The sequence below is a fragment of the Ensifer sp. genome, from assembly GCF_035999185.1.
GTDB lineage: Bacteria > Pseudomonadota > Alphaproteobacteria > Rhizobiales > Rhizobiaceae > Ensifer.
The window spans coordinates 1-26267 of record NZ_DASYHB010000110.1 but is presented as its reverse complement, the minus strand read 5'-3'; the positions used below and the strand labels follow the sequence as shown (position 1 = coordinate 26267).

General features: G+C 62.7%; 21 protein-coding genes. 14 read left to right on the top strand and 7 right to left on the bottom strand.

Annotation, left to right across the window (positions count from 1 at the left end; genetic code table 11):
* Nucleotides 1–124: 124 nt before the first annotated feature.
* Nucleotides 125–298, top strand: coding sequence for a hypothetical protein (locus VGO04_RS12795; protein ID WP_327496328.1), 174 nt, complete (start codon nt 125–127; stop codon nt 296–298).
* Between the two features lie 168 nt (nt 299–466).
* On the opposite strand, the gene VGO04_RS12790 is transcribed toward VGO04_RS12795, so the two are convergent.
* From VGO04_RS12790 to VGO04_RS12780, 3 genes are all read right to left on the bottom strand, one after another.
* The gene (locus VGO04_RS12790) at nt 467–1012 is read right to left on the bottom strand and encodes a DUF1254 domain-containing protein (RefSeq protein WP_327496327.1); all 546 of its coding nucleotides are present in this window, start codon (nt 1010–1012) and stop codon (nt 467–469) included.
* Nucleotides 1005–1592 carry a DUF1214 domain-containing protein gene (locus VGO04_RS12785; protein WP_327496326.1) on the bottom strand — a complete coding sequence of 196 codons (588 nt, stop codon included), beginning with the start codon at nt 1590–1592 and terminating at the stop codon, nt 1005–1007. The genes VGO04_RS12790 and VGO04_RS12785 overlap by 8 nt, the downstream gene beginning before the upstream one ends.
* 156 nt (nt 1593–1748) lie before the next feature.
* On the bottom strand, nt 1749–3959 hold the full coding sequence (locus tag VGO04_RS12780; protein WP_327496482.1) for a transglycosylase domain-containing protein: 2211 nt from the start codon (nt 3957–3959) through the stop codon (nt 1749–1751).
* Nucleotides 3960–4216: 257 nt separating this feature from the next.
* On the opposite strand from VGO04_RS12780, the gene VGO04_RS12775 reads away from it, so the two are divergent.
* A complete protein-coding gene (locus VGO04_RS12775; RefSeq protein WP_327496481.1) occupies nt 4217–4684 on the top strand; it encodes a YcgN family cysteine cluster protein in 468 nt (155 codons plus the stop codon).
* A gap of 87 nt (nt 4685–4771) precedes the next feature.
* Here the strand turns inward: VGO04_RS12775 and VGO04_RS12770 are convergent, their stop codons facing one another.
* Both VGO04_RS12770 and VGO04_RS12765 read right to left on the bottom strand, forming a co-directional pair.
* Complete coding sequence (locus VGO04_RS12770; RefSeq protein WP_327496325.1) at nt 4772–5110, bottom strand: MmcQ/YjbR family DNA-binding protein; 339 nt, start codon at nt 5108–5110, stop codon at nt 4772–4774.
* A 245-nt stretch (nt 5111–5355) separates the two neighbouring features.
* Nucleotides 5356–5496, bottom strand: coding sequence for a hypothetical protein (locus VGO04_RS12765; protein ID WP_327496324.1), 141 nt, complete (start codon nt 5494–5496; stop codon nt 5356–5358).
* A gap of 887 nt (nt 5497–6383) precedes the next feature.
* On the opposite strand from VGO04_RS12765, the gene VGO04_RS12760 reads away from it, so the two are divergent.
* The 12 genes from VGO04_RS12760 (at nt 6384) to VGO04_RS12705 (ending at nt 20905) form a co-directional block, all read left to right on the top strand.
* Entirely contained in the window at nt 6384–6638 is a 255-nt protein-coding gene (locus VGO04_RS12760) for a hypothetical protein (protein WP_327496323.1), read from the top strand.
* Nucleotides 6639–6774: 136 nt separating this feature from the next.
* The gene (gene feuP / locus VGO04_RS12755; protein WP_034789361.1) at nt 6775–7446 is read left to right on the top strand and encodes a two-component system response regulator FeuP; all 672 of its coding nucleotides are present in this window, start codon (nt 6775–6777) and stop codon (nt 7444–7446) included.
* Entirely contained in the window at nt 7436–8821 is a 1386-nt protein-coding gene (locus VGO04_RS12750; RefSeq protein ID WP_327496322.1) for a HAMP domain-containing sensor histidine kinase, read from the top strand. Before feuP ends, VGO04_RS12750 begins: the two co-directional genes overlap by 11 nt.
* A 222-nt stretch (nt 8822–9043) precedes the next feature.
* Entirely contained in the window at nt 9044–9481 is a 438-nt protein-coding gene (locus VGO04_RS12745; RefSeq protein ID WP_327496321.1) for a hypothetical protein, read from the top strand.
* A 133-nt stretch (nt 9482–9614) separates the two neighbouring features.
* Nucleotides 9615–10757 (top strand): c-type cytochrome biogenesis protein CcmI, encoded by a 1143-nt coding sequence (gene ccmI, locus VGO04_RS12740; RefSeq protein WP_327496320.1) that lies wholly within the window; start codon nt 9615–9617, stop codon nt 10755–10757.
* Nucleotides 10754–11206 (top strand): cytochrome c maturation protein CcmE, encoded by a 453-nt coding sequence (gene ccmE / locus VGO04_RS12735; protein WP_327496319.1) that lies wholly within the window; start codon nt 10754–10756, stop codon nt 11204–11206. The genes ccmI and ccmE overlap by 4 nt, the downstream gene beginning before the upstream one ends.
* A gap of 41 nt (nt 11207–11247) precedes the next feature.
* Entirely contained in the window at nt 11248–13245 is a 1998-nt protein-coding gene (locus VGO04_RS12730) for a heme lyase CcmF/NrfE family subunit (protein ID WP_327496479.1), read from the top strand.
* Complete coding sequence (locus VGO04_RS12725; protein WP_414650537.1) at nt 13242–13697, top strand: cytochrome c-type biogenesis protein; 456 nt, start codon at nt 13242–13244, stop codon at nt 13695–13697. Before VGO04_RS12730 ends, VGO04_RS12725 begins: the two co-directional genes overlap by 4 nt.
* A gap of 318 nt (nt 13698–14015) precedes the next feature.
* Nucleotides 14016–15572, top strand: coding sequence for a Do family serine endopeptidase (locus VGO04_RS12720; RefSeq protein WP_327496318.1), 1557 nt, complete (start codon nt 14016–14018; stop codon nt 15570–15572).
* Between the two features lie 190 nt (nt 15573–15762).
* The gene (locus tag VGO04_RS12715) at nt 15763–16461 is read left to right on the top strand and encodes a response regulator transcription factor (protein ID WP_327496317.1); all 699 of its coding nucleotides are present in this window, start codon (nt 15763–15765) and stop codon (nt 16459–16461) included.
* Complete coding sequence (locus VGO04_RS12710) at nt 16458–17864, top strand: sensor histidine kinase (protein WP_327496316.1); 1407 nt, start codon at nt 16458–16460, stop codon at nt 17862–17864. Before VGO04_RS12715 ends, VGO04_RS12710 begins: the two co-directional genes overlap by 4 nt.
* Nucleotides 17865–17950: 86 nt before the next feature.
* Nucleotides 17951–20905 carry a bifunctional [glutamine synthetase] adenylyltransferase/[glutamine synthetase]-adenylyl-L-tyrosine phosphorylase gene (locus tag VGO04_RS12705; RefSeq protein ID WP_327496315.1) on the top strand — a complete coding sequence of 985 codons (2955 nt, stop codon included), beginning with the start codon at nt 17951–17953 and terminating at the stop codon, nt 20903–20905.
* Nucleotides 20906–20923: 18 nt separating this feature from the next.
* Here the strand turns inward: VGO04_RS12705 and VGO04_RS12700 are convergent, their stop codons facing one another.
* Complete coding sequence (locus VGO04_RS12700) at nt 20924–23251, bottom strand: PAS domain-containing sensor histidine kinase (RefSeq protein ID WP_327496314.1); 2328 nt, start codon at nt 23249–23251, stop codon at nt 20924–20926.
* A 279-nt stretch (nt 23252–23530) separates the two neighbouring features.
* Nucleotides 23531–26179 carry an aminopeptidase N gene (gene pepN / locus VGO04_RS12695; protein WP_327496313.1) on the bottom strand — a complete coding sequence of 883 codons (2649 nt, stop codon included), beginning with the start codon at nt 26177–26179 and terminating at the stop codon, nt 23531–23533.
* Nucleotides 26180–26267: the final 88 nt, after the last annotated feature.

Below are 26267 nucleotides of genomic sequence, written 5' to 3'. Positions count from 1 at the left end.
AGAAGGAGCAAACGAGAAAAGCGCGCCTGTCCAGGTAACCCCTTGGAAAATGCGCTAGCCCGAGAACGGGCAGGGTGACATCTGTACGGTAGTTCATCCGTCTCAAGACTTTATGGAGACGAGCATGGCAGACGTGATCAGAATTCAGGACCGCAAGGTTCGCATACCACCACGCAGACCTCCGGCCATCTCAGGCGGAGCCCAAGTGCTTCTGTTTACCGGCATTCGCTACGAGCGCCTCGACGGCCGCGATCCGCAGCCGACGGCACCCGACGGCCGCCGCATCAAGAAGCAGTAAGCGTCGCTTCCATCAGCGTCAGCGACCGCAAGGGTTGCGCGCGTCTCCTCGGCCTGAGTGTCGGCCGTCTCAAATTTCAGCTTCTCCATGCCTGCCGAATACGGCTGTTTGCCATTGCAAGCGTTGACCGTGCGGCAATCGCCGCGGCTCTGTCGAGGTCTTAGGCCATCACCGCCGGAACGGCTCGCAGTTCGATTCCGCCAGGAAATTGCGGACCTGCTCCTCGAAGCTGTCGACCGGAGCCATCGCTCTCAGCACCGCATAGCCGTCCTGCTCCTTCATCTCCACCATGATCGATTGCGCGAGTGCCTCCGGGGGCGACTTGCGAAGCTCGACCAGCTGGATTGGCGTGGCGACGACCAGATCAAGCTTGCCGTTGACCGCCGTGTGGTCGTTCATGCTGAAGACTTCGTTCGAGTTGCTGTCGAAGACCGCGAGCGACCAGAACGGAACGTTGCCACTGGCGAGAAAGCGCGCCGGGCCGTCCTCGATGGAGAAGCTGCAGACGGCAGTCCTCAGGTAGGGGTCGTCATTGGCAAGCCCGGTTGGCCCCGGAGTGCTCGTCAGAGCAAAGAAGCTGTCCATCTCCAGGAGGCCGAGCACGCGGGTATAGGCATCGCGGCCGGTAAATTGCGGCAGTGCCAGCACGATGATGATGTGCAGCAGCGCGGCGCCGACCAGGCCGAGGACGGTGACGAAGAGCACACTACGCATCGCCACACCCCGTCCTGGTGATGACCGGCATGGCAAGGTCGATGAGGCCGGACGAGCCTGCCGTCGGTGTGTCGAGCAGCGTCAGGACAAGACGAAACGTGCCCGAATGGCGGATGGCCAGCCAATTGTCGGGTTGTGCGTTCGGCGAAACATGGATCGTGAAGTTGCTGTTCTCGCTGCGCAGCACCGTCCAGGAATTGAGCGCAGATGGCAGGTCGGAGCCGGGGCGGAGCGGCTGCCCGTCGTCGTTTGCCGCATAAAACGTCCAGAAGCGCGCCTGTGGCGTCAGCCCGGCCACGTCATAGGAGCAGGAAGCCTGCAGCTTCTCGCCCTTGTCGTCGACCTGGGCGCTGAACATCAATCCTTCCGCGCCGCCGTAAAGAAGCTCGCCCGCGCGGGCGCGGTGCGCCTTGGCATAGGGATCGGCATTGGCCGTCTGTGCCTCGGGGAAGGCGACCCAGGGGCCGATGGCGATGGAGCCGAAGCCGACCGTCGCCTTCAGCGCCCAGACGGCCGACGCAATGCCGCCGCCAAACGCGATGGCAAGGGAGAGGGCGACGAGGAAGGGAATTCGAAACAAGGGCGGCTCTATCGAATAGGATCTTGCGGCGAGGCACCTGAGGGTTGCCCCTCTATCTCGCCGAAATCTGCGCCCGGCGCAACGACATCCGCGATTTCGCGGCCGGGTCGGTTTTTGTTGGCGCAAGGCGGCACCAGGGGGTATCCGCGGAAAGGATCAATTGCTCGCGGCATCGCGGTTCGCCTGTCCGGTGCGTTGTTCTTCAGCCGCACCGAGGGCGGCGAGATTGCCGCCGGCCTTCTCGGGCGCCTTAAGCGCCGGCGCCTTTTCAAATGTTTCGCCGATCGTGCGCAGAAGGCGGGTGACGTCGGTCGACAGCGAGCGCGGCCGGACAAGCGGCGGCAACGCATTTTCATCCGGCTTGGCGGTTGCGACCTCCGGCTGCTTGGCTGGTGCTGCCGGCGCAATGCCTCCCGGGATCGCGCGATGCTCGATGCCTTGCTCGGCATAGTCCATCAGGCGCTTGAAGGTCATCGCCGGCAGCGAGCCGCCGGTCATGTTGTTGGTCGAGGTATAGTCGTCATTGCCGAACCAGACGGCGGTCGTGTAGTCGCCGGTGAAGCCGACGAACCAGGCGTCGCGATATGCCTGCGTCGTGCCGGTCTTGCCGCCGACGACGATGCCGTTTTCAAGCGCGGCCTTGCGGGCCGTCCCGATGATCGGGATTTGCGTCAGCATGGAATTCATCGATGCGTTGGCCGTTTCGGAGAGAATGCGCCGGGCCGGCGGTTCGTCGCGTCCGAAATCGTAGAGGATGTCGCCGTCGTAGTTGAGGATCTGGCTGATCCCGTGGCGGCGCGACTGCACGCCGCCGGCCGGGAAGACCGCGTAGGCCGTCGCCTGGTCGAGCACGGTCACCTCGGATGTGCCAAGCGGCATGGTCTTGTCGGTACGAACCGGGGTCTCGATGCCCATGTCCTTGGCCGTCTGGGCGATCAGCTCGGTGCCGAGCTTGTCCTTGGCGAGCCGCACGGGGATCGTGTTGATCGACTTGGCGATCGCGGTCAGGATGGTGATGCGGCCGGCATAGCTGCGGCCGTAATTCTGCGGCGACCAGCCCCGCCAGGTGATCGGCGCGTCGACGACCACCGTTTCCGGGGTCATGCCCTTCTCCATCGCCGCCGCATAGGTATAGACCTTGAAGGACGAACCCGGCTGACGCAGGGCGCGGGTCGCGCGGTTGAACTGGCTTTCGCCATAGTCGCGGCCGCCGACCATGGCGCGCACCGGGCCGCCATTCTCGATCATGACCAGCGCGCCCTGTTTGACGCGGAAGCTCTCGCCATATTGGCGCAGGCTCGATTCGACCGAGTCCTCGGCTGCGTTCTGCAGGCCCATGTCGATCGTGGTGCGCACGATCAGCGAATGCTGTGCGAAGGGACGGGCGATACGCTGGACTTCGTCGAAAGCCCAGTCGAGGAAGAAGTCGGGAGCCTTCACCTGCGCACGGTCGATGACCGTCGCCGGGTTGAGGCGCGCCGCAATCACCTGGCCTTCCGTCATCAGTCCGCCCTGGACGAGGTTGGTCAGAACCTCGTTGGCACGGCCGCGCGCGGCCGGCAGGTTGACGTGCGGCGCGTAGCGCGCCGGCGCCTTGAAGAGCCCGGCAAGCATCGCCGACTCGGCCAGGCTGACATCGGTGATCGACTTGCCGAAATAGAACTGTGCGGCCGCCGCCGCGCCAAAGGTGCCGCCGCCCATATAGGCGCGGTCGAGATAGAGCCTGAGGATTTCCTTCTTCGACAGATTGCACTCGAGCCAGACGGCGAGGAAGGCTTCCTTGATCTTGCGCTCGATCGTGCGTTCGTTGGACAGGAAGAGGTTCTTGGCAAGCTGCTGGGTCAGCGTCGAGCCGCCCTGGACAACGCCGCCGGCGCGGGCGTTCTCGGTCATCGCGCGGGCAAGACCAAGGAAGTCGATGCCCCAATGGTCGAAGAAGCGACGGTCCTCGGTCGCCAGCACCGCCTTGATCAGATGGTCGGGCAGCTCGTCGATCGGGACCGAATCTTCATGAATGATGCCGCGATGGCCGATTTCGTTGCCGTAGCGGTCGAGGAAGGTGACGGCGAAATCGCTCTGGGCACGCCAGTTTCCTTTGGTCTCCTCAAATGCCGGAAGGGCGAGTGCCAGCATCAGCACGGCGCCGACCGTACCCCAGTTCATGCCTTCGCCAAGGACCTCGAAGACGGCCTTCTTCCAGCCCGTGACGCGGAAGCGGCGAAAGAAAATGGTGGTGTTTTCCCACCATTGCGCCAGCTTGAAACCGGCATTCCAAACCGTCGAATCGATAAAGGAATCGATTCGGAGAAAGATGTGGCGCTTCTTCGGCCGGTTGTCGTCTTTCCTCGGTTCCCGCACGGTCTCAATGTCCTGAAGGCTCTACGGCATCATGCCGGCGCCATGTAATATTTGCACGGCGTCAAATTCCAATCTACTTGCATATCGCGCCGCCAGCCTTAAAAAACCGGCAATTTTCTGCGAAATTCCTCTCTGTCTGATACCTTTGGTCGGTGCCGAGCAAAGGACAAACAGGCAGCAACCCAAATCGCTACTGCGACCCTCGCGCGTCTGATGTGACCCGCCCGAGCCAGTAGCGCGGACGATTTGACGAAAGTGTGATGACGATGGGCGAAATGCCTTTCTGGAAGGCGAAGAGCCTTGAGGACATGACCGACACGGAGTGGGAAAGCCTCTGCGACGGCTGCGGCCTCTGTTGTCTCAACAAGCTCGAGGATTGGGAAACCGGCGAGATCGCCTGGACCTCGATCCGTTGTACGCTGCTCGACGGCGAGAGCTGTCGCTGCAAGGATTACCCGAACCGGCAGGCAACTGTGCCGGACTGCATTCAGCTGACGCCCAAGGAAGTGCGAGAGATCACCTGGTTGCCGCCAACCTGCGGCTATCGGCTCGTCGCTGAAGGCCGCGATCTCTATTGGTGGCACCCGCTGGTGTCGGGCGATCCGGAAACGGTGCACGCCGCGGGAATTTCAGTGCGCGGCCGCACCGTCGCTGAAGACGGCATCGACATCGAGGATTACGAGGATTACCTCGTCACCTGGCCGCTGGAAGTGGGTGAGGAAAGCGCGGATTGAGCAGACCTTGCGCAAGCTCGCGCAGTCACGTCGCAAGCTCCGTCTGCCGAAGTCCTGCGCAGACGAACACCGACGCCTGATTGCGGCTCAGTGGCCGCCGCCGTTTTTCTTGACGAGATTTTTGGGAGCGACGTTGCGCCAGGCGGTCTCCATCGATTGGCGCACCAGGTCTTCGTCCGCTTCGACGAAATAGAGGGAGGTCCAGCCACGATCTCCCCAGCCGCCGGGCACGGCGGCGCAGACGCCTGGCTCCATCTCAAGCAGCATGCGCTGTTGGTCCGGAGTAAACTTGAAGACCGCACGGCCGGCCTCGGGCAAGGTCATGAAAATGCGCTTGCCCACGCGGAAATCCCGGGTGCCGAAATGCGCATTTTCCTCCGTTCCCGGCAAGCTTAGCGCGAGTTTTTCAATCTCTTCGGTCAGCATTCGGCAAGAGTAACATGGTTTTGCCGAATGGCCAAAAGGCTGAAAATCACTACAAAAATCGCAGGGCTAACCCTCGGCATCCAAGGGTCGGCTGCCACGCTGGCGGCCGATATCGGTCGCGCTCCTATGTCGCGATCTTGCGCAAAAGCAACGTGCCACCGAACTCCAGAGGACTTCGGTGGCACGAGTGCTGGTACTGGAAAAGTAGATCACGGCGCGCAAGCACGTGCGCGGCGTTGCGCTCTTTATTCAGCCGGCTGGACTGGCTTCGGCGTAACATCGTTGGCAACGCGCATCGCGCGCCATTCGTTCTCGAACCGGTCGAGCAGCGATTGCGGTACCTTGGACTGCTGAGATGCGGCCTGGTTGTTCGCTTGCGTCTGCATCCGATCCTCCCTGGGTCTGTGACGGTTTCGTGAACTTTAATAACGCGGACAATTTCACATCGTAAAGGCTTTGTAAATCAGAGGCTTAAATCATTTAAACGATTGAAAAATATTTAAATCGATTAATTTTTCACTGATCCACAGCCGTCTGTCAATAAGCTTTGTGTCGGTGCCGTATAGATGTTCTTTTGAAGTAATTTGCCGGCATTTCCGCATCCTCGGTTCGTTGAATATTTTCGCGGTGATTACTGCATGTTCTGTCCGCTAATCGTAAGAATTAGATGCGACAATACATGCGCAAGACCTTCGCGCGTCTGCAAGGCAGCAGCGTGAAGGAGCATGGTCTCGCCCGTCCGATGTGCCGCGAAAAGGTTGAGATGCGCCAGTGATTTGCAGGGTCTGCCGGAATCGGAACGCGACCGCCTTGAATCAAATTGGCAGGAGGCTGACCCGATCCTTGAACAAGCAGCGCTAAAGGATTCGAGCGATTCGGGAATCAGTCCGCTCAAGACGGAAAGACGCCACGGCGGGCGCCTTTGAAAGCACGCTGTACGTGTGCTGCTGCGACCGCTCTAATTTAGCGAAACAGGCTTAACAAAAGGCTGACGTTCGCCTTTGTGCAGAAGGATGCGGCACAGCGGCGGGACTTTTCCTTGAGAGCGCTCACGCCGGGGAACCCGCCGCATCTGCGGCCATTTCCTGGCGAACAAGCTATTGTCGCGGGTTCCGTCTGCGCTGGAATCGCTGCAATCTAAGGTCGGATCGCGACGGGGCCGGTGCATTCCTTGATGGGTGCTCCACGCTCCGCAAAGCCGACATTCATTTGCCATTCAGCCTCATTGGGTTATTGCTTCTGCCATGATGCTTCCCAAGTCGAAAGTGCGTTCATGTCTTCACCAGTGATCATAGCCGCGCTTGCTGCAGGCCTTTCGGGCTTCAGCCCGCCGGCGATCAGCGTGCCGTCGGATATCGTCGTTCGTGTGTCCGGCGATTGCAGCGCGGCAGCGGCACAGGTCGTTGCCGACACCGGCGGCGAACTGCTGTCGGCGCAACCGACCTCCGATGGTCAGTGCGTGATCACCGTGCTCATTCCTGGTAATGGCGGTAGGCCGAAAAAGGTGACCGTCAAGGTCCCGATGTAAGCCGTCCCGGGTGGCGCCCTGTCCGGGCGCGAGGGACGCTGTGGTACTTTGAATGCCGCATGTTTGATCCTGAGATATTCGGCTAGGATCCAACGAAACATGCGGGCGGGATCGCCGCGAGAGGAAGTAACGACGAATGCGCATTCTGATTGTCGAGGACGACGCCAACTTGAACCGGCAGCTCGCCGAAGTGCTGAAGGAGGCTGGCTATGTCGTCGACCAGGCCTATGACGGCGAGGAAGGGCACTATCTCGGCGATGCCGAGCCCTATGACGCCGTGATCCTCGACATCGGCCTGCCGGAGATGGACGGGATCACCGTTCTCGAAAAATGGCGCGGCGACGGCAAGACCATGCCGGTGCTGATCCTGACAGCGCGTGACCGCTGGAGCGACAAGGTGGCCGGTATCGATGCGGGCGCCGACGACTATGTCGCCAAGCCCTTCCACGTCGAAGAGGTGCTCGCGCGCATCCGCGCCCTGATCCGGCGCGCGGCTGGCCACGCAAGCTCGGAAATCGTCTGCGGCCCGGTCCGTCTCGATACCAAGGGATCCAAGGCGACCGTCGACGGCGTGGCGCTGAAACTCACCTCGCACGAGTTCCGGCTTCTGTCCTATCTCATGCACCACATGGGGCAGGTGGTATCGCGCACGGAGCTGGTCGAGCACATGTACGACCAGGATTTCGATCGCGATTCCAATACGATCGAGGTTTTCATCGGCCGGCTGCGCAAGAAGATCGGCAACGATCTGATCGAAACCGTGCGCGGTCTCGGATACCGAATGCAAGCGCCGGGCAATGGCAATTAGATCGCTCACAGCCCGCGTTCTGGTGGTTTCGACCGTCTGGGCGGTCGTCTCTCTGGTCGTGATCGGCGTGGTCATTTCCGAACTCTATCGTCAGGGCTCCGAGCGCGGCTTCAAGGATCTGCTGCGGGCGCAGCTCTTCAACGTCGTCAACTCGATCTCCGTCAACGAGAGGACTGTGCTGTCAGGCAGCCCGCAGCTTGGGGATCTGCGCTTCTCGCAGCCGCAGACCGGCTGGTACTGGGTCGTCGATCCGATCGGCGAGTTCGATACGCCGCCCCTGATTTCAACCTCGCTCGGCAACGGAAAGCTGCCAATCGCCAGTGTCGACGAGGTCCCCTTCGACACCGGCTATGTGCGGTTCTACACCACCAAGGACCCGTTCGGTAACGCGGTCGAGGTTTCCGAGACCGAGGTCGTGCTCGACATCCAGGGCCACACGGCGCGCTTTCGCGTCGCCGGCAACCGCGACGTGCTGGAAGCCGACATCAACCGTTTCACCCGCAACCTGACGATTGCGCTCTCCATCTTCGGTCTCGGCGGTCTTGGCGTGAACGCCTTGACCATTCTCTTCGGCCTGCGGCCGCTCGATCAGGTGCGCCGCTCCCTGGAAAAGATCCGCGCCGGCGAGAGCGAGCGCCTGGACGGTGCCTTCCCGCGCGAGATCCAGCCGCTTGCCAACGAGGTCAACGCGCTGATCGACAGCAACCGGCGCATCGTCGAGCGCGCGCGCATGCAGGTCGGCAATCTCGCGCATTCGCTGAAGACTCCGATCGCCGTGCTGCTCAACGAGGCGCGGGTGCTCGAGGCGTCCCATGGCGAGCTGGTCAGGAGCCAGGTCGATGCGATGCAGACGCAGGTGCAATCCTATCTAAGCCGCGCTCGGATCGCCGCACAACGGGAATCGGTGCTGGCAAGGACGGAGGCCCAGCCGGCGCTGGAGCGCCTTGTTCGCGTCATGCGCAAGCTCAATCCGGAAAAGCAGGTTCATCTCTCCATCAATCCGCCGGGACTGGTGCTGGCGATGGAGCTGCAGGATGTCGAGGAGACCGTCGGCAACCTGCTCGAAAACGCTGCCCGGCACGCCCGCGGCGAAGTGTGGCTGAACGTGCGACCGGCACCGAGCGAGGTGCACGCCAAGGAACCGGGCCGCCAATGGATCGTACTCGATGTCGACGACGACGGGCCGGGGCTCAACCCGGATCAGATCGCACTGGCGATGAAGCGCGGCAAGCGCCTCGACGAAAGCAAGCCCGGGACCGGGTTGGGCCTCTCGATCGTCAGCGAGATCGTGCGGGAGTATCAGGGAAGCCTCACCCTTTCGCGACGGGACGAAGGCGGCTTGCGGGCGGAACTTGTCTTGCCGGCTGCCGTTTAACGTCGGGTGGGGAAATCCGTGAACTAAAATTATCGTGATCTAGGTGTCACACCCAGACTTGAAAATATCACACGGGCAGGGCCCCGCCGTTGCCTCGGCAAGCGGGGGATGCCAAAAGAAAATCAAATACAAGTCGTCATTTGGCTCGAATGGAACGAGCATCGGAAATGCGGCTTCGGATAGGATGATTGAGTGTCGCGGATCATGAGGAACCAGGCGGAAATGACACGGGCTTTTGTCGCCGGCGGCAGGATCGCGGTGATCGCATCGGCCGTAGCGCTTGCCGGGTGCGGCACGACGGGCAGCAAGGGCGCTGTCGCAAGCCTCGGTTCGTCGTCAACGCGCGGCGTCTCATCAACGGCCTATATCGCAGCGCTCCAGGGTGGCGTGATCGGGCGCCTTGCCGATCTCGACATCGGCACGTCAGACCGTCAGCGGGCTCTGGAGGCGGAGTACCGCGCGCTTGAAGCCGCTCCCGGCGGGCAGCCGGTGGAGTGGGCCGGGCGCGGCGTCAGCGGCTCCGTCGTCGCTGCGGCTCCCTATCAGGTCGGATCGCAGAACTGCCGGCAATACAGCCACACCGTCACCGTCAAGAGCCAGCCGAAGACCGCGCGTGGTGCCGCCTGCCGCAATCCGGACGGCAGCTGGACGCCGCTCTGACCGAGCGTGCTCTCCTGCAGCGTCTGATGCGGGCCGAGAGCGCCCAGGCGGTCATTGCGGCGAAACGCCTCAAATCTCCGTCATGACGGGTTTTCGAGTTGGAATGGCTTGGGCGCCATAGTATTGAGCGTCCATGTTGTTCTGGATCCTTGTCGCCACCCTGACGGCGGCCGTTGCCGTCGTGCTCATCCTCCCGCTGATGCGGGCAGGCGAGCCTCCATCGTCTCCCCATAGTCACGACGTCGAGGTTTATCGCGACCAGCTCGATGAGCTCAAACGCGACCAGGACAGCGGACTGATCAACTCCGATGACGCCGAGCTTGCGCGCGCCGAAGTGGCGCGCCGGCTCCTGGCCGCTGGCGAGATCGACAAAGGCGCTACGCCAGCCGTTCTCCAGCGGCGCGGGGTCAGCCGTCTGGCCCAGGCATTCGTGCTGCTCTGTCTTCCCGCCATCGGGCTCTGTCTTTACATTTTGACGGGGAGTCCGGGCATGCCGGCGCAGCCGCTTGCCGCGCGCCTTGCCGATCCGTCCGCCGACATCAACATTTTGATTGCCAAGGCCGAGAACCATCTGGCCGTCAATCCGACCGATGGCGCCGGCTGGGACCTGCTTGCCCCGATCTACATGCGCACGGGCCGGGTCGACGATGCGGTCGACGCCTATGACCGGGCGATCCGCCTGCTCGGGCCGACGGCCGCACGGCTGGGCGGCTATGCCGAGGCGCTGGTCACACGTTCCGATGGCCTGGTGACGACCGAAGCGCAGGTAGCACTCAAGCAGGCGCTGTCGCTCGACGCCAACGATCCGCGTTCCGAATTCTATCTGGCGCTCGGGCTGAAGCAGGAAGGCAAGAAGGACGAGGCGCTGGCGGCATTCAACAGGCTGATCACGATCTCGGCAGCCGACGCGCCTTGGCTGCCGCTGGTCAGGCAGCATGTCGCCGAACTCAACGCCGCGGGCGCTGGCAGTGGTGATGCGCCCGGCAATCCCAGCGGCGAGGCCGTCGCTGCAGCTGAGACCATGAGCGCCGGTGACCGCCAGGAAATGATCCGCGGCATGGTCGAAAGTCTCGAAAGCCGCCTCAAGGAAAACCCTGATAATCTCGAGGGGTGGGCGCGGCTGATCCGCTCCCATGTTGTCCTCGATCAGAAAGACAAGGCCGTAGCGGCGCTAAAGGAAGGTCTGAAGACTTTCCCGGCCGATGGCGATGGCGGCAAACAGTTGTTGGCGCTTGCGCATGAACTGGGGATCGCGACCGACGGAGTGACGCAATGACGCGGAAACAGAAAAGACTGGCGATCATCGGCGGCGGCGTCGGCTTCCTCGTCCTGGCGGCGTTTCTTGTCATGTTCGCCTTCAGCCAGGCGATTGCCTATTTCTACGTGCCGAGCGATCTCGAAAAGGCGAACCTGGCGCCGGGTACCCGCATCCGTCTCGGCGGCGTGGTCGAGGCCGGTTCGGTCAAGCGCGGCGACGGCAAGACGGTGACCTTCACCGTGACCGACACGTTGAGCGGCGTGCCGGTCACCTACACCGGTATTCTGCCGGATCTGTTCCGCGAGGGGCAGGGCGTCGTGACCGAAGGAACCTTTGTTGCGGGAAGTTCGGTTTTCGTCGCGGATTCTGTGCTCGCCAAGCATGACGAGACCTACATGCCCAAGGATGTCGCCGATCGCTTGAAGGCCCAGGGCGTTGAGCTCAGTGGCAAGGAGACCATTCGATGATCACCGAACTTACTGACCTCGGACAGTATGTCGCCGCGCAGATGCAGGCTCCGATCATCGAAATCGGACACTATGCGCTGGTTCTGGCGTTGGCGACCGCTGTCATCCAGGCGGTGCTGCCGATCCTCGGCGCCCGGCTGAACGATCGGGGGCTGATGGAGCTGGCGTCGAGCGCTGCGGTCGCCTGTTTCCTGCTCGTTGCCTTCGCCTTTGCTGTGCTCACCTTCGCCTACGTGACCTCGGATTTCTCCGTCCGTAACGTCTGGGAAAACTCCCATTCGCTGAAGCCGATGATCTACAAGATCTCAGGCGTCTGGGGGAACCATGAAGGCTCGATGCTGCTCTGGCTGCTGATCCTGACGTTTTTCTCTGCGCTGGTGGCCACCTTCGGCCGCAACCTGCCGGAGACGCTGAAGGCGAACGTGCTTGCCGTCCAGGCCTGGATCGCCTCCGCGTTTGCGCTGTTCATCCTTCTGACCTCCAATCCGTTTGCGCGGCTGATGCCGGCGCCGGGCGAAGGCAAGGACCTGAACCCGATCCTTCAGGACGTCGGTCTCGCCATCCATCCGCCGCTGCTTTATCTCGGCTATGTCGGCTTCTCCGTCTGCTTCTCCTTTGCCATCGCCGCTTTGATCGAAGGCCGCATCGATGCGGCCTGGGCGCGCTGGGTCCGTCCGTGGACGCTTGCCGCCTGGACGTTCCTGACGGCCGGCATCTCCATGGGCTCCTACTGGGCCTATTACGAACTCGGCTGGGGCGGCTGGTGGTTCTGGGATCCGGTCGAAAACGCCTCCTTCATGCCCTGGCTTGCCGGTACGGCACTGCTGCATTCTGCGCTCGTGATGGAGAAGCGCGAGGCGCTGAAGATCTGGACCGTGCTTCTGGCGATCATGACCTTTTCGCTGTCGCTGCTCGGCACCTTCCTCGTTCGCTCCGGCGTCCTCACGTCCGTCCATGCCTTTGCCACCGACCCGAGCCGCGGTATCTTCATTCTCGCCATCCTCGTCTTCTTCATCGGCGGTGCGTTCTTCCTCTTTGCCCTGCGCGCCTCGCACCTGAAGGCCGGTGGCATCTTCGCGCCGATTTCGCGTGAAGGGGCTCTGGTCTTCAACAACCTGATCCTGACGACGGCGACCGCGACGGTTCTGACCGGCACGCTCTACCCGCTGGTGCTGGAAGCCCTGACGGGAGACAAGATCTCCGTCGGCCCGCCTTTCTTCAACATGACCTTCGGCCTCCTGATGCTGCCGCTGCTCTTTGCGGTGCCGTTCGGGCCGTTGCTTGCGTGGAAACGTGGCGACCTTGCCGGCGTCTCGCAGCGGCTGTTCGCCGCCGTCGCCATCGGCCTGCTCTTTGGCACCGCCTACTATTACGCCATGAATGGCGGTCCGATACTGGCGGTCTTCGGCATTGCTCTTGGCGTCTACCTGATCGCCGGTTCGCTGACAGATCTGGCGTTGCGCTCGGGTCTCGGCAAGGTCGCAGGCAACATCGCCTGGAAGCGTTTCTCCGGCTTGCCACGCTCCGCCTTCGGCACGGCGCTCGCCCATATCGGCCTCGGCGTGACCCTGATCGGCGTCGTCGCCGTCACCGCGTTCGAGACCGAAACGGTCGTCGAGATGAAGCCCGGCATGACGGTGGAAGCGGGCGGCTATACGCTGCGCTTCGACGGCATGCGCAACGGCAGCGGGCCGAACTATTCCGAGGAGTCCGGGCACTTTACCATCAGCCGCGGCGGCGTTGCCGTCAGCGAGGTCTGGTCGTCCAAGCGCCTCTATCAGGCCCGCCGCATGCCGACGACGGAGGCCGGCATCCGCACCTTCGGCCTGAGCCAGCTTTATGTTTCGCTCGGCGACCAGATCAGCGAAGGCGGCATCGTCGTGCGCATCTGGTGGAAGCCGATGATCCTGTGCATCTGGGGCGGGACCCTGTTCATGATGGCGGGTGGCTTCGTGTCTCTGAGCGACCGCCGCCTGCGGGTCGGCGCGCCGTCGCGCGCAAAACGACCGAAGCCCGTCCGGGTGGAGGCCGCCGAATGAAACCCCTGCTGCTCGCATTCCTGCTGTTCGCCTTGCCGTTCGGACCGGCCTTCGCCGTCAACCCGGACGAGGTGCTCTCGGATCCGGCGCTTGAAACGCGCGCGCGCGCGATTTCGGCGGAACTGCGCTGCATGGTCTGCCAGAACCAGTCGATCGACGATTCCAATGCCGAGCTTGCCAAAGATCTGCGGGTGCTGGTGCGCGAGCGGCTGGCGAATGGCGACAGCGACGAAGCGGTTATCGACTATGTCGTCTCACGCTACGGCGAGTTCGTGTTGCTGAAGCCGAGATTCGAAACGAAGACCCTCATTCTCTGGGGCATGCCCGCGACATTGCTGCTGATCGGCGCGATCACGCTCGTCGTCGCAGCCCGCCGGCGCGCGGGGCAGGCGAAGGGCACGCCGCTGTCTGAGGACGAGAAGGAAAAGCTGAAGAAGCTGCTTCAGCCCTAGCTGCGCGCGAAGGCAGCGCTTTCACGCAATATCTGCACCAACTTTCTTGTTACCGGCGATTGCTTCCGGCGAGCGTTGCTGCGGTTCGCGGCAACGTACGGTCTCAGACGACTTTGCGGCCAACCTTGGCCACCTCTCGACAACATTACCAAAAATTCATCTTCCGGACAGAACTCAGTAAGGTCCCATCCGTTACATCTTTGGTCATCGGCTGTTCCTCCGGTCAGCCAAACGAGCCCGCCCTCCCTGCGGCGGTTTCGAAACCAGGTTTCGGTGCGGCGTTTCACGCTGCATCAAGGAAGAGAAAAGGCAAAACGGATGTTTAAGACCCAATCCCTGCGTCCCTCCCTCAAGACCGTTCTGAAGGCTTCGACGGTTGCCGGCCTTGCCGCCGTCATGTTGACCTCCGGTCTGCCGGCCAGCATCTCCCAGTCCTTCGCAGAAGCGGTCAAGGTGGAAGCACCGTCGGTACCGAGCTTTGCGAACGTCGTCGACGCGGTTTCGCCCGCCGTCGTTTCGGTCCGCGTCCAGTCGCGCGCCAACCCGGTTTCCGACGAAGGCAACGGCTTCAGTTTCGACTTCAACGGTCGCGGCTTTGATGAGCTGCCGGATGATCATCCGCTGAAGCGCTTCTTCAAGGAATTCGGCCCGCGCGATGGTGACCGTGCCGATCGCGGCCCCGGCCGCCGCAACCCGCATGGCGAGGGCCGCCTGCGCCCGACGTCACAGGGCTCCGGCTTCTTCATCTCCGAAGACGGTTATCTGGTGACGAACAACCACGTCGTTTCCGATGGCGCGGCCTTCACCGTGATCCTCAACGACGGTACCGAGCTCGATGCCAAGCTGATCGGCAAGGACAGCCGCACCGACCTTGCAGTGCTCAAGGTCGACGACAAGCGCAAGTTCACCTATGTCGGATGGGCTGACGACAGCAAGGTTCGCGTCGGCGACTGGGTTGTCGCTGTCGGCAATCCGTTCGGCCTCGGTGGCACCGTGACCTCCGGCATCATCTCGGCCCGCGGCCGCGACATCGGATCCGGCCCCTATGACGACTATCTGCAGGTCGACGCGGCCGTAAACCGCGGCAACTCGGGTGGTCCGACCTTCAACCTCTCCGGCGAAGTGGTCGGCATCAACACCGCGATCTTCTCGCCGTCGGGCGGCAACGTCGGCATCGCCTTCGCCATACCCGCTGCAACGGCCAAGGACGTCGTCGCCGACCTGATCAAGGATGGCTCCGTCTCCCGCGGTTGGCTCGGCGTCCAGATCCAGCCGGTAACCAAGGACATCGCCGAATCGCTCGGCCTGGCCGAAGCAAGCGGCGCGCTCGTCGTCGAGCCGCAGACAGGTTCTCCGGGTGAAAAAGCCGGCATCAAGAAGGGCGATGTCGTCACCGCTCTGAATGGCGATACGGTCAAGGATCCGCGCGATCTTGCCCGCAAGGTTGCGGCGATCCGCCCGGGCACCACGGTCGACGTTGCGCTGTGGCGCAACGGCAAGTCTGAAACCGTCAAGCTCGAAATCGGTACTCTGCCGAAGGACGAGAAGGACGCCGCCAAGAGCGACGACAGCCAGACGGATGAGGCACAGCCGTCGAGCGAGCAGGCACTCGCCGACCTTGGCGTCACGGTCGTGCCGTCAGACGACGGCAAGGGCGTCACCATCGCCTCTGTCGACGAAGACTCCGACGCCGGCGATCGCGGCCTGAAGCAGGGCGAAAAGATCGTCTCCGTCAACAATCAGGAAGTGAAGTCCGCCGACGACATCCTGAAGGTCATGACCGCTGCCAAGAAGGACGGCCGTAGCAAAGCGCTCTTCCAGATCGAGGCCGATAACGGCAGCCGCTTCGTGGCCCTTCCGATCGACAAGGGCTGATCGCGGCAGGCACCTAAATGACCGGAGCGCCGCGATTTCCTGGTGATGTCGCGGCGTTCGTCGTTTGGAGCGGGGCGAGGAGAAGTGTGCGCGCTTTTCCGCCCGCATCCCGCTCTCCCTTTCAAGAACACGCGTCAACCCGGTTCTCGGAAAAGTCGAAACCGGTTGAGACAGATAGGGATCCGGGACTATGGTCGCGCGTATGAAGATTCTCATCATTGAAGACGATCTCGAGGCGGCAGCCTACCTGGCGAAAGCCTTTCGTGAGGCCGGCATCGTGTCCGATCACGCCAGCGACGGCGAGAGCGGTCTCTTCATGGCCAGCGAAAACAGCTACGACGTTCTGGTGGTCGACCGCATGCTGCCGCGCCGCGACGGCTTGTCCGTCATCACCGAACTCAGGCGCAAGGAAATCCACACGCCGGTGCTGATCCTGTCGGCACTCGGCCAGGTCGATGACCGCGTCACGGGCTTGCGCGCCGGCGGCGACGACTACCTGCCGAAACCCTATGCCTTCAACGAGCTGCTTGCCCGCGTCGAAGTGCTCGGCCGCCGCAAGGGAACGCCCGAACAGGACATGGTCTACCGCGTCGGTGACCTTGAACTCGACCGCCTGTCGCATTCGGTGCGCAGGCAGGGCAAGGAAATCCCGCTGCAGCCGCGCGAGTTTCGCCTGCTTGAATATCTGATGAAAAATGCTGGCCAGGTCGTCACCCGCACGATGCTGCTCGAAAACGTCTGGGACTATCATTTCGACCCGCAGACCAACGTCATCGACGTGCATGTGTCGCGGCTGCGCTCGAAGATCGAGAAGGACTTCGAAGTGCCGCTGCTGCGCACAGTTCGAGGGGCCGGCTACATGATCAAGGATGACCGGGCGCCCGCATGAGCAAGCTTCGCGTTCTCTTCAGAACGACCGCAGTTCGGCTGTCCGCCCTCTATCTCATCCTCTTTTCTCTCTGCGCGGCCTTTCTCGTCTTCTACGTCACCGGCATGTCTGAACGGCTGCTGCAGCAGCAGACCCGCGATTCCATCACGGCCGAAGTTACCCAGATCGAGCAGGTCTATACCCGCGCTGGCATGAACGGCTTGCTGCGCTCGCTGGAGCGGCGTGCGCGCCAGCCGGGCGCCAATCTCTATGTCATTGCCGGGCCGAGCGGGGAGATCCTTGCCGGCAACGTCCAAAGCCTCGAACCCGGACTGCTCGACAGCGAAGGCTGGACCGAACGCCCCTTCGCCTATCAGCGCTATACGGACGAGACGAAGGATGACAGCCACGTGGCGCTCGCCCATGTGCTGGTGCTCGACAACGGCCTGCGCATTCTCGTCGGACGCGATCTGCAGGAGCCGCAGAAGTTTCGCGCTCTGGTCCGCCAGGCGCTGATGGTGGCGCTCGGCGTCATGGGGCTCGGCGCGCTCGTCATCTGGTTCGGCATCGGCCGAAACGCGCTGAAACGCATCGACCGCATGTCGGAGGCAAGCACCAAGATCATGGCCGGCGACCTCTCGCAACGCCTGCCGATGAGCGGCTCCGGCGACGAGTTCGACCGGTTGTCGGAATCGCTGAACGCGATGCTCGGCCGCATCGAGAAATTGAACGAGGGCCTGCGCCAGGTCTCCGACAACATTGCGCACGACCTGAAGACGCCGCTGACGCGGCTGCGCAACAAGGCTGAAGCCGCACTTGCCCGCAAGGGCACCAGCCAGCGCGGAGCGCTGGAGGAGATCATCGGCGAATCCGACCAGCTGATCCGTACCTTCAATGCGCTCCTGATGATTTCGCGCGTCGAGGCTGGTTCCTCCGCTGCCGAAATGAGCGACATCGACCTTTCGCAGATCGTTGCCGACTGCGTCGAACTCTACGAACCGGTCGCCGAAGATGTCGGCCTGAAGCTTGAAGCCGAGGTGGCGCAAAGCATCGTGATCGCCGGCAATCGCGAACTCGTGGGGCAAGCGCTCGGCAATCTCATCGACAACGCAATCAAGTACGCCGAGGGCGCCGGCAATCCGTTGATCCGGGTTTCGCTGGAAAAGCAGGATACGCATGTGGTGCTGGCGGTTGCCGACCACGGCTCGGGCATTCCACAGGCGATGCACGACGAGGTGGTCAAGCGCTTCGTCCGGCTCGACGAAAGCAGATCCAAGCCGGGCACGGGTCTTGGCCTGTCGCTCGTCGAAGCGGTCATGGAAATGCACCATGGATCGCTGCGTCTTGCCGATACCGTTCCTTCGGCCAGCGAAGGCGGCAAAGGGCTGACGGTGCAGATGGTTTTCCCGGTGACCACAACCTGATAGACCGTTTCGCGGAGAACGAGGACGGTGTGAGGAGGCGTGCGCGGTTTGCCGCTGACGCGCTGCCGTGGCCGAAGGGAGAGGGCATGCAGGAACAGGTGCAGCAGTGCTGGGAGATCGAGACGGCACCGATCCGTCCCGCAACCCAGGCCGATGCCAAGGCAGCACTTTCGGTGCTGAAGGACATGGCCAAGGGCCACGACCGGGTCGCTGGCCTGCTTGCCTCCGAAACCCCGTTCAAGACCTTCGTCGTATCGGCCTTTGCGCTCTCGCCTTTCCTGCGCGACACCGGCGGCAGCCAGCCCGCCATTCTCGAAGAACTGCTGTCCACGGATCTCTTGACCTTCCTCACCGAGCGGGTGAGGCGCGCCCGCGACGCCTGGAAGCCGAGCGGCGCCGGCGCCGCTCTTCCGGACACGGAAATCATGACACGGCTGAGAAAAGCCAAGCGCGAGCTTGCCTTTGCGGTGGCGCTGGCCGATCTCTCCCGTCATTTTGACGGTCGTGAAACGACGCGCTGGCTCAGTGAATTTGCCGGTGCCGCGGTCTCGGCGACCATCGATCATCTGCTCTTGAGCGCCCATGAGAGCGGCAAGCTGATCGTCAAGGATGTCGCGTGCCCCAGCGTTGGCTCGGGCGTTCTCGTCCTTGGCATGGGCAAGCTGGGCGCTTACGAGCTCAACTACTCCTCAGACATCGATCTCGTCGTCTTCTACGATCCGCAATCCGGCATCATCGTCGAGCGTGACGACGCGTCCGAAACCTTCGGCCGGCTGCTGCGTCGCCTGATCCGCATCCTGCAGGAGCGCTCCGGCGATGGCTATGTCTTTCGCACCGACTTGAGGCTGCGCCCCGATCCGGGCTCGACGCCGCTTGCCATCCCGGTCGAGGCAGCGATGCTCTATTACGAGAGCAGGGGACAGAACTGGGAGCGCGCCGCCTTCATCAAGGCGCGGCCGGTCGCAGGCGATGTCGAGGCCGGCGAGCGGTTCCTCAGAGAGCTGACGCCCTTCGTCTTTCGCAAGTATCTCGACTACGCGGCGATCGCCGACATTCATTCGATCAAGCGCCAGATCCATGCGCACAAGGGGCACGGTGAGATCGCCGTCAAGGGACACAACATCAAGCTCGGCCGTGGCGGCATCCGCGAGATCGAGTTCTTCGTCCAGACGCAGCAGCTGATCGCCGGCGGTCGTATGCCCGAGTTGCGCCAGCGCGCGACCGAACCGATGTTGCGCGCCCTCGTCAAGGCGGGCTGGATCGACGAGGAAACGGCCGATGAGCTGATCGAAGCCTATTGGTTCCTGCGTGATGTCGAACATCGGATCCAGATGGTGCGCGACGAGCAGACGCACGTGCTACCCGAGACCGAAGCGGAGCTGAAGCGCATCGCCTACATGCTCGGTTTCGAGGATACGGCATCCTTCTCGAAGGCCCTGTCGCGCGTGCTTAAAACGGTCGAGCGCCGGTACTCCCAGCTCTTCGAGCAGGAGGCGAAGCTCTCGACCGAGACGGGCAACCTGGTGTTCACCGGCCAGCGTGACGATCCCGACACGCTGGAAACGCTGAAGAAGCTCGGTTTCCAGCGGCCGTCCGACATCTCGCACACCATCCGCACCTGGCACTACGGCCGATACCGTGCAACGCAATCGGTCGAGGCGCGCGAACGGCTGACGGAGCTGACGCCGGAACTGCTGCGCGTCTTTGGCGAAAGCCGACGCGCCGACGAAGCGCTGCTGCGCTTCGACAACTTCATCTCCGGTCTGCCGGCGGGCATCCAGCTGTTCTCGCTGCTCGGCAACAATCCGGGTCTTCTGTCGCTGATCGTCAACGTCATGTCGTCGGCCCCGCGGCTTGCCGAGATCATTGCGGCGCGCCCGCATGTCTTCGACGGCATGCTCGATCCGGGCCTGCTCGCCGAATTGCCGACCAGGGACTATCTGGCGCCGCGCATTGCCAATTTCGTCGGCGGCGCGCGCCACTATGAGGATGCGCTCGACCGCCTGCGCATCATCGCTGCCGAGCAGCGCTTCCTGATCGGCATCCGGCTTCTGACCGGCGCCATCTCTGGCGCGCAGGCCGGACGCGCCTTTACCGACCTCGCCGACCTGATCATCGCCGCGGCGGTGAAGGCGGTGCAGGATGAAGTCCGCTCTGCGCATGGCGATTTCCCCGGTGGGCGCATCGCCGTCGTTGGCATGGGCAAGCTCGGCAGCCATGAACTGACGGCGGGCTCCGATGTCGATCTGATCCTGCTCTACGACTACGATGAGACGGCAACCGAATCCGACGGTGCCAAGCCCCTCGATCCGACGCGCTATTTCACGCGGGTGACGCAGCGGCTGATTGCGGCCCTTTCCGCGCCGACGGCCGAAGGGGTGCTCTACGAGGTCGACATGCGGCTTCGGCCGTCTGGCAACAAAGGCCCGGTCGCAACCCGGATCAACGCCTTCGCCAAGTATCAGCGTGAAGAGGCCTGGACCTGGGAGCACCTGGCCCTGACACGGGCGCGCTGCCTCTGCGGCGACGACAGGCTGATCGGCGAGGCCAATACGATCTTCGCCGAGATCCTCGGCCGCAAGCGCGAGATCGCCAAGGTCAGCGCCGATGTGATCTCGATGCGCGAGATGATCGACAGCGAGAAGCCGCCGAGCGACATCTGGGATTTCAAGCTCATTCCCGGCGGCCTCGTCGATATCGAGTTCATCACCCAGTATCTGGCACTCGTTGCACCCGCAAAGGGCGTACAGCCGCTTAAGGCCGGCACCAATACCGCCGATGCGCTGAAGCTCCTCGGCAATACCTTGATGAACCCAAACGATCTCGACGTCGCCCTAGAGGCGCTGCACCTCTTTACCGAGCTGTCGCAGATCGTGCGACTGTGCATCGAGGGTGAGTTCGAGCCGAAGGATGCGCCGGCCGGCCTGATCGATCTCGTCTGCCGCGCAGGGGACTATCCGGACCTGAAGACGCTGGAGGGAGACATCCGCCGGCTGTCAAAGGCCGTGCGACGCGTCTTCCACGCGGTCGTTTCCGGTTAGGCGTCGCTTTCTGACCCGTCAGGCGCGGTCGGGAATGCGAACCGAGATGATGGTGCCGACGTTCTCCGTCGAGTGGATTTTCATGCTGCCGCCATGAAGACGGGTGAGTGAGCGCGAAATTGCCAGTCCCAGGCCCGATCCGCCCTTGCTCTTGGCATATTGGCTCTGCACCTGCTCGAAGGGCTGGCCGATCTTCTGGAGCGCGTCGCGCGGTATGCCGATGCCGGAATCGGCGATCGTTAGCGTCACGGCCCCCGTGACTTTGCGGGCCCTGAGCGAAATGCGCCCGCCTTCGTTGGTGAACTTGACCGCATTCGACAAAAGATTGAGCAGCACCTGCTTCATCGCGCGGCGGTCGGCAATCATCGTGAGGCCCGACGAAATCTGCTGTACCACGTGGATGTTCTTCTGCTCCGCCGGAATGGTGGTGAAGCGAAGGGTCTCTTCGATCAGCGGCGCAAGATCGATCGTTTCGCGGCTGATGCGCATGTGGCCGGCTTCGATCTTCGACATGTCGAGGATGTCGTTGATGACGTTGAGCAGATGCTTGCCGCTGTCATGGATGTCGCGCGAATATTCGTTGTACTTCTCCGACCCGAGCGGACCGAACATCTGGTTCTGCAGGATCTCCGAGAATCCGAGAATGGCGTTGAGCGGGGTCCTGAGCTCATGCGACATGTTGGCGAGGAATTCCGACTTGGCGCGGTTGGCCGCTTCGGCACGGTCCTTTTCCGCCTGGTAATTGGAGTTGGCGACCGAAAGTTCAGTCTTCTGGCGCTCGAGTGTCATGCGCGAGGCAGAGAGGTCTCCGATCGTCGCCATCAGCCGGCGCTCGGATTCGCGCAGGCGCACCTGGTGCCGCTTCAGGAGCGTGATGTCGGTGCCGACGGATACCAGGCCGCCGTCGCGTGTGCGCCGCTCGTTGATCTGCAGCCAGCGCTCGTCGGCAAGCTGAACCTCGCTTGTCTGCGACTGGTTGGAGTGATCCGGGTCGGCAATGCGCCGTTCGACCACCGGGCGCGATGCTGCCGTCTGGACGGCGATGCGCTCGGTGCCCGGGACGAGCACGTGGTCGGGAAGCTTGTAAGCCTCCTGGAAGTGGGTGTTGCACATGACGAGGCGGTCATGCTTGTCCCAGAGCACGAAGGCCTCCGAGGTACATTCGATGGCGTCGGCGAGCCGCTGGTCGGCCTCGGCATAACGTTGCGCCAGGCGGTGCTGTTCGGTCACGTCCATGGCGATGCCGATCAAATGCGCCCGCCCCGAAGCGGTGCGGATGATTTCTGCACGGGCGCGCAGCCACACATAGTGGCCATCCGCGTGACGCATGCGGAACACCTGGTCGATCTGGCGCGCATCGCCGCGCGCGATCGTGCGGGCCACGCTGTAAATGCCGTGATCATCCGGGTGCATCAGCCTTGCTGCGTCACCGAAGGAAAGCACGCTGCTTTCGCCGGGCATGCCGAGCATCTCGTACATCGAGCGCGACCAGAACAGCCGGCGGTTGGCGAGGTCGAAATCCCAAAGGCCGCAGCGGCCGCGCGAGAGCGCCGTCTCGACGCGCAGGTTGGATTCGGCAAAGACCGAATCGGCATCGCGCGCGCGCTTGGCCTGGATGTAATAGGCGTAGAGCACCATCAGCAGGATCGCCGAAATGCCGGCAAAGAGCGTGACATTGAGCGAGACTTCGTCGCGCCAGGTCGTTTCGAGCTGGGTGAGCGGGGTTGCCGCCAGCACGACGCCGGCGGCATCAGCCAGTTGCGACAGCGCCACGATATGGTCGACGCCGCCGATCGACGTCTTCATGATGCTGGAATGCTCGCCGAAATACTGCAGCGTCGCGATATCGGGCGCGGCCGCTGCAAGCGTCCGGCCGATGAGCGCTTCGCCCCCATTGGTGCTGGCGAAGATGCGGCCATCCTTGCGGACCGCGAGAATGAACGTACCCGGATCGAGCAACCCGGTCGGCAGGTACTGGCTGAAGCGTTGCTCCGTTTCCGTGCGACGACCTTCGTCAAAGAGGGCGGCGCCATCCGCCTGGAAGGCGGCAACCGCAGTCGCGGCCGCAAGCCCGACGGCCTGGCGCGAGCTTTCCTCCATGCGGGCATGCTCGTCCATGATGCTGGACATGCGCGAAACCGCGACGATGATCAAAAACGCGATGATGAGAATTGGGATCGAGCGTTTGAGAACAGGCTCGGCGTTCGCCAGGCGGCGTGACGTCGGTCCGGCAAAGATCTTCGCCTGCGCGATGAACTCCTGTTCGAAGCCCGCAAGGCCCCGGAACTTGAGTCGCAACCGCCCGTCGGCTGCGCTCGCCCGTCGCGCGTCCGCCATCTTTCCCAAAATCAAACCCTCTGATGATTCGGCGCGCCGCTCGCCCGAATCTGACTCAATGAATCACAGGGCGATTCGCCTTGTCCAGATGCGCTGGTAAAGATTTCTTAACCATTTCTTATCGTTGGAAAATAATAGGGCGGGCTGCCGGCGCGGCCCGGCCGACTGCATGTTTCCTTCGATCGTCCTTGATTGAAGGACAAAAACATGCAGCATTTCAAAGCGCTACAGCGCCGCGCGTCTGGTAAGACGCGCGGCGCTGTAGAGAAAATTCAAGGGGTTGAGCGGTCAGGCTTTCAGCATGCGCTCAACGATGTCGCCGACATCCGCCGAAAGCTTCGATGCCGCCGCGATCTCCTTCAGCGCCTTGCGCGCATGACCGGCGCGCTTGTCCTCAAGCGATCGCCAGGAGCGCATCGCCGTCAGGATACGGGCTGCAAGCTGCGGATTACGCGGGTCGATGTCGAGGATTTGCCGTGCCAGGAATCGGTAGCCTTCGCCGTCGGCGCGGTTGAAGCCGGTCGGGTTGGCAAAAGCATAGGTGCCGACCAGCGAGCGTACGCGGTTCGGATTGTTGCCGTTGAACAGCGGCTCAGCCATCAACGCCTTGACGCGGTCGAGCGTCGAAGCACCCGGAATTGTCGCCTGGACGGCAAACCACTTGTCGATCACCAGTGCGTTGTCGGCGAAACGCTTGCGGAAGGTCGCAAGCGCCTCCGCGGTCTCGGCGGCATCCGGGAACCGGTGCGCGAGCAGCGCCAGCGCATGGCTGAGATCGGTCATGTTGTTGGCCGATGCAAATGCCTTTGCCGCGCGCTCCGGTCCCCCATCTGCCTGGACCAGATAGGTCAGTGCGCTGTTGCGCAGAGCCCTGCGTCCGGCGCTTGCAGCATCCGGGCTGAAGGAGCTGGCGGACACCAGCTCGTCGGAGAGCCGCAAGAAGGTGTCGCGACCGGCCGTGGCAACCGCCGTCAGGATCTGCTGGCGGGCGGTATGAATGGCGTCCGGATCGTTGTTGGTGCCGATCTCGCGGGCAATATCGGATTCGCTCGGAAGCGCGAGCGCCTGCGAGCGGAAAGCAGGCTCCAGCGAGTGATCGGCGGCAGCTCGGGTCAGGCCGTCGATGAGGGCCTGGTCGCAGGTCACCGGCTTGCCGGCGCGCACGTTCGCCGTCGCCGCGACCAGATTGGTGAGCGCGATGGCATTGAGCGCCTGCCAGCGGGCGAAGAGATCGCTCTCGTGATGCGCAATCAGCGCAAGGTCCTCGGCGCTCTGCTCGATATGCAGGTTGATCGGCGCCGAGAAGCCGCGGTTGAACGACGGCACCGGGCGCGAGGCAATGCCCGAGAACACGACGGTCTGCTTGCGCTCGGTCAGATGCAGGACGTCGCCGGTCAGGTCCGCGCCGGAGACCGCCGAAAGGTCGGCCTCACCGCCGCCTTCAAGCAGCAGGCCCATCTTCAGCGGAATGTGCATCGCCTCCTTGGCGCCCTGGCCGGGTGTCGGCGGCATGGTCTGCTCAAGCGAAAGCGTGAAGGTCTGCTTGGCGGCGTCATAGGCGCCGGACGCGGTGACCAGCGGCGTTCCGGCCTGATGGTACCAGAGCGCGAACTGCCGCAGGTTGCGGCCGCTTGCCTCTTCGAAGCAGGCGACGAAATCCTCGATCGTCACAGCCTGGCCGTCGTGGCGGTCGAAATAGAGGTCCATACCCTTCTTGAACAGATCGCGGCCGAGGATGGTCGCGATCATGCGGGTGACTTCGGAGCCCTTTTCATAGACCGTCGTCGTGTAGAAGTTGTTGATTTCGCGATACTTCGTCGGGCGAACCGGATGGGCAAGCGGACCGGCATCCTCGGGAAACTGTTCCGACTTCAGGTGCCGCACCTCGGCGATACGCTTGACCGCGCGCGAGCGCATGTCGGCCGAAAACTCGTGGTCGCGATAAACCGTCAGGCCTTCCTTCAGGCACAGCTGGAACCAGTCGCGGCAGGTGATACGGTTGCCGGTCCAGTTGTGGAAATACTCGTGCGCGATGATCGCCTCGATATTGGCGTAGTCGGCGTCGGTCGCCGTTTCCGGATCGGCGAGCACGTATTTGTCGTTGAAGATGTTGAGGCCCTTGTTCTCCATGGCGCCCATGTTGAAGTCGGAGACGGCAACGATCATGAAAATGTCGAGATCGTATTCCCGGCCGAAGGCCTCTTCGTCCCATTTCATCGAGCGCTTCAGCGCGTCCATGGCGTAGGAGGCGCGTGGCTCCTTGCCGTGTTCGACATAGATCTTCAGCGCGACGTCGCGGCCGGACATCGTGGTGAACGTGTCTTCGACCACGCCGAGATCGCCGGCGACAAGCGCAAAGAGATAGCTGGGCTTGGGATGCGGATCGAACCAGGCGGCGAAATGGCGGCCATCGCCCATATCGGCGCCACCGAGATAGTTGCCGTTGGAGAGCAGCAGAGGCGCGGATTTCTTGTCAGCGATGATGTTGACCGTGTAGACGGCAAGTACATCCGGGCGATCCGGGAAGTAAGTGATGCGGCGGAAGCCTTCTGCCTCGCACTGGGTGCAATAGATGCCGTTGGTGCGATAAAGCCCCATCAGCTGCGTATTGGTTTCCGGCGAAAGCAAGGTGGTGACGGTGATTTCGAACGGAGCGGTTTCGGGCAGACCGCGGATGGTCAGCGTGTCGTCGGCGACATCGTAGAGCGCCGTCGCAAGTTCCTCCTGGTCCAGCAGCAGGCCGGTCATCGCCAACTCGTCGCCGTCGAGTACGAGCGGAGCGGAGGCATCCGCGCCTTCGCGGCGATGGAAGATCAACCGGGCTTCGACCTTGGTTTCCTTCGGATCGAGTTCGAAGGTTAGATCCACTCTCTCCAGAACGAAGTCGGTCGGCCGGTAGTCTTCCAGATGAATGATCTGGCCAGTATTTGTCCGCATGGTCAGTCCCGCTTGCGCCGTTCTACTGGAGAATTTGTAGTGGGCGCCTGTGATGGTGAAAAGGCCAAGGGGCGAAAAGCCGGATATT

Bases quoted from the DNA above. Each gene is read 5' to 3' on its own strand.
- VGO04_RS12775 (WP_327496481.1), top strand. From the start codon at position 4,217: ATGGGCGAAATGCCTTTCTGGAAGGCGAAGAGCCTTGAGGACATGACC.
- pepN (WP_327496313.1), bottom strand. From the start codon at position 26,179: ATGCGGACAAATACTGGCCAGATCATTCATCTGGAAGACTACCGGCCG.
- VGO04_RS12750 (WP_327496322.1), top strand. From the start codon at position 7,436: ATGGCAATTAGATCGCTCACAGCCCGCGTTCTGGTGGTTTCGACCGTC.
- VGO04_RS12770 (WP_327496325.1), bottom strand. From the start codon at position 5,110: ATGCTGACCGAAGAGATTGAAAAACTCGCGCTAAGCTTGCCGGGAACG.
- feuP (WP_034789361.1), top strand. From the start codon at position 6,775: ATGCGCATTCTGATTGTCGAGGACGACGCCAACTTGAACCGGCAGCTC.
- VGO04_RS12720 (WP_327496318.1), top strand. From the start codon at position 14,016: ATGTTTAAGACCCAATCCCTGCGTCCCTCCCTCAAGACCGTTCTGAAG.
- VGO04_RS12725 (WP_414650537.1), top strand. From the start codon at position 13,242: ATGAAACCCCTGCTGCTCGCATTCCTGCTGTTCGCCTTGCCGTTCGGA.
- ccmI (WP_327496320.1), top strand. From the start codon at position 9,615: ATGTTGTTCTGGATCCTTGTCGCCACCCTGACGGCGGCCGTTGCCGTC.
- VGO04_RS12765 (WP_327496324.1), bottom strand. From the start codon at position 5,496: ATGCAGACGCAAGCGAACAACCAGGCCGCATCTCAGCAGTCCAAGGTA.
- VGO04_RS12715 (WP_327496317.1), top strand. From the start codon at position 15,763: ATGGTCGCGCGTATGAAGATTCTCATCATTGAAGACGATCTCGAGGCG.
- VGO04_RS12710 (WP_327496316.1), top strand. From the start codon at position 16,458: ATGAGCAAGCTTCGCGTTCTCTTCAGAACGACCGCAGTTCGGCTGTCC.
- VGO04_RS12745 (WP_327496321.1), top strand. From the start codon at position 9,044: ATGACACGGGCTTTTGTCGCCGGCGGCAGGATCGCGGTGATCGCATCG.
- ccmE (WP_327496319.1), top strand. From the start codon at position 10,754: ATGACGCGGAAACAGAAAAGACTGGCGATCATCGGCGGCGGCGTCGGC.
- VGO04_RS12795 (WP_327496328.1), top strand. From the start codon at position 125: ATGGCAGACGTGATCAGAATTCAGGACCGCAAGGTTCGCATACCACCA.
- VGO04_RS12730 (WP_327496479.1), top strand. From the start codon at position 11,248: ATGCAGGCTCCGATCATCGAAATCGGACACTATGCGCTGGTTCTGGCG.
- VGO04_RS12760 (WP_327496323.1), top strand. From the start codon at position 6,384: ATGTCTTCACCAGTGATCATAGCCGCGCTTGCTGCAGGCCTTTCGGGC.
- VGO04_RS12705 (WP_327496315.1), top strand. From the start codon at position 17,951: ATGCAGGAACAGGTGCAGCAGTGCTGGGAGATCGAGACGGCACCGATC.
- VGO04_RS12790 (WP_327496327.1), bottom strand. From the start codon at position 1,012: ATGCGTAGTGTGCTCTTCGTCACCGTCCTCGGCCTGGTCGGCGCCGCG.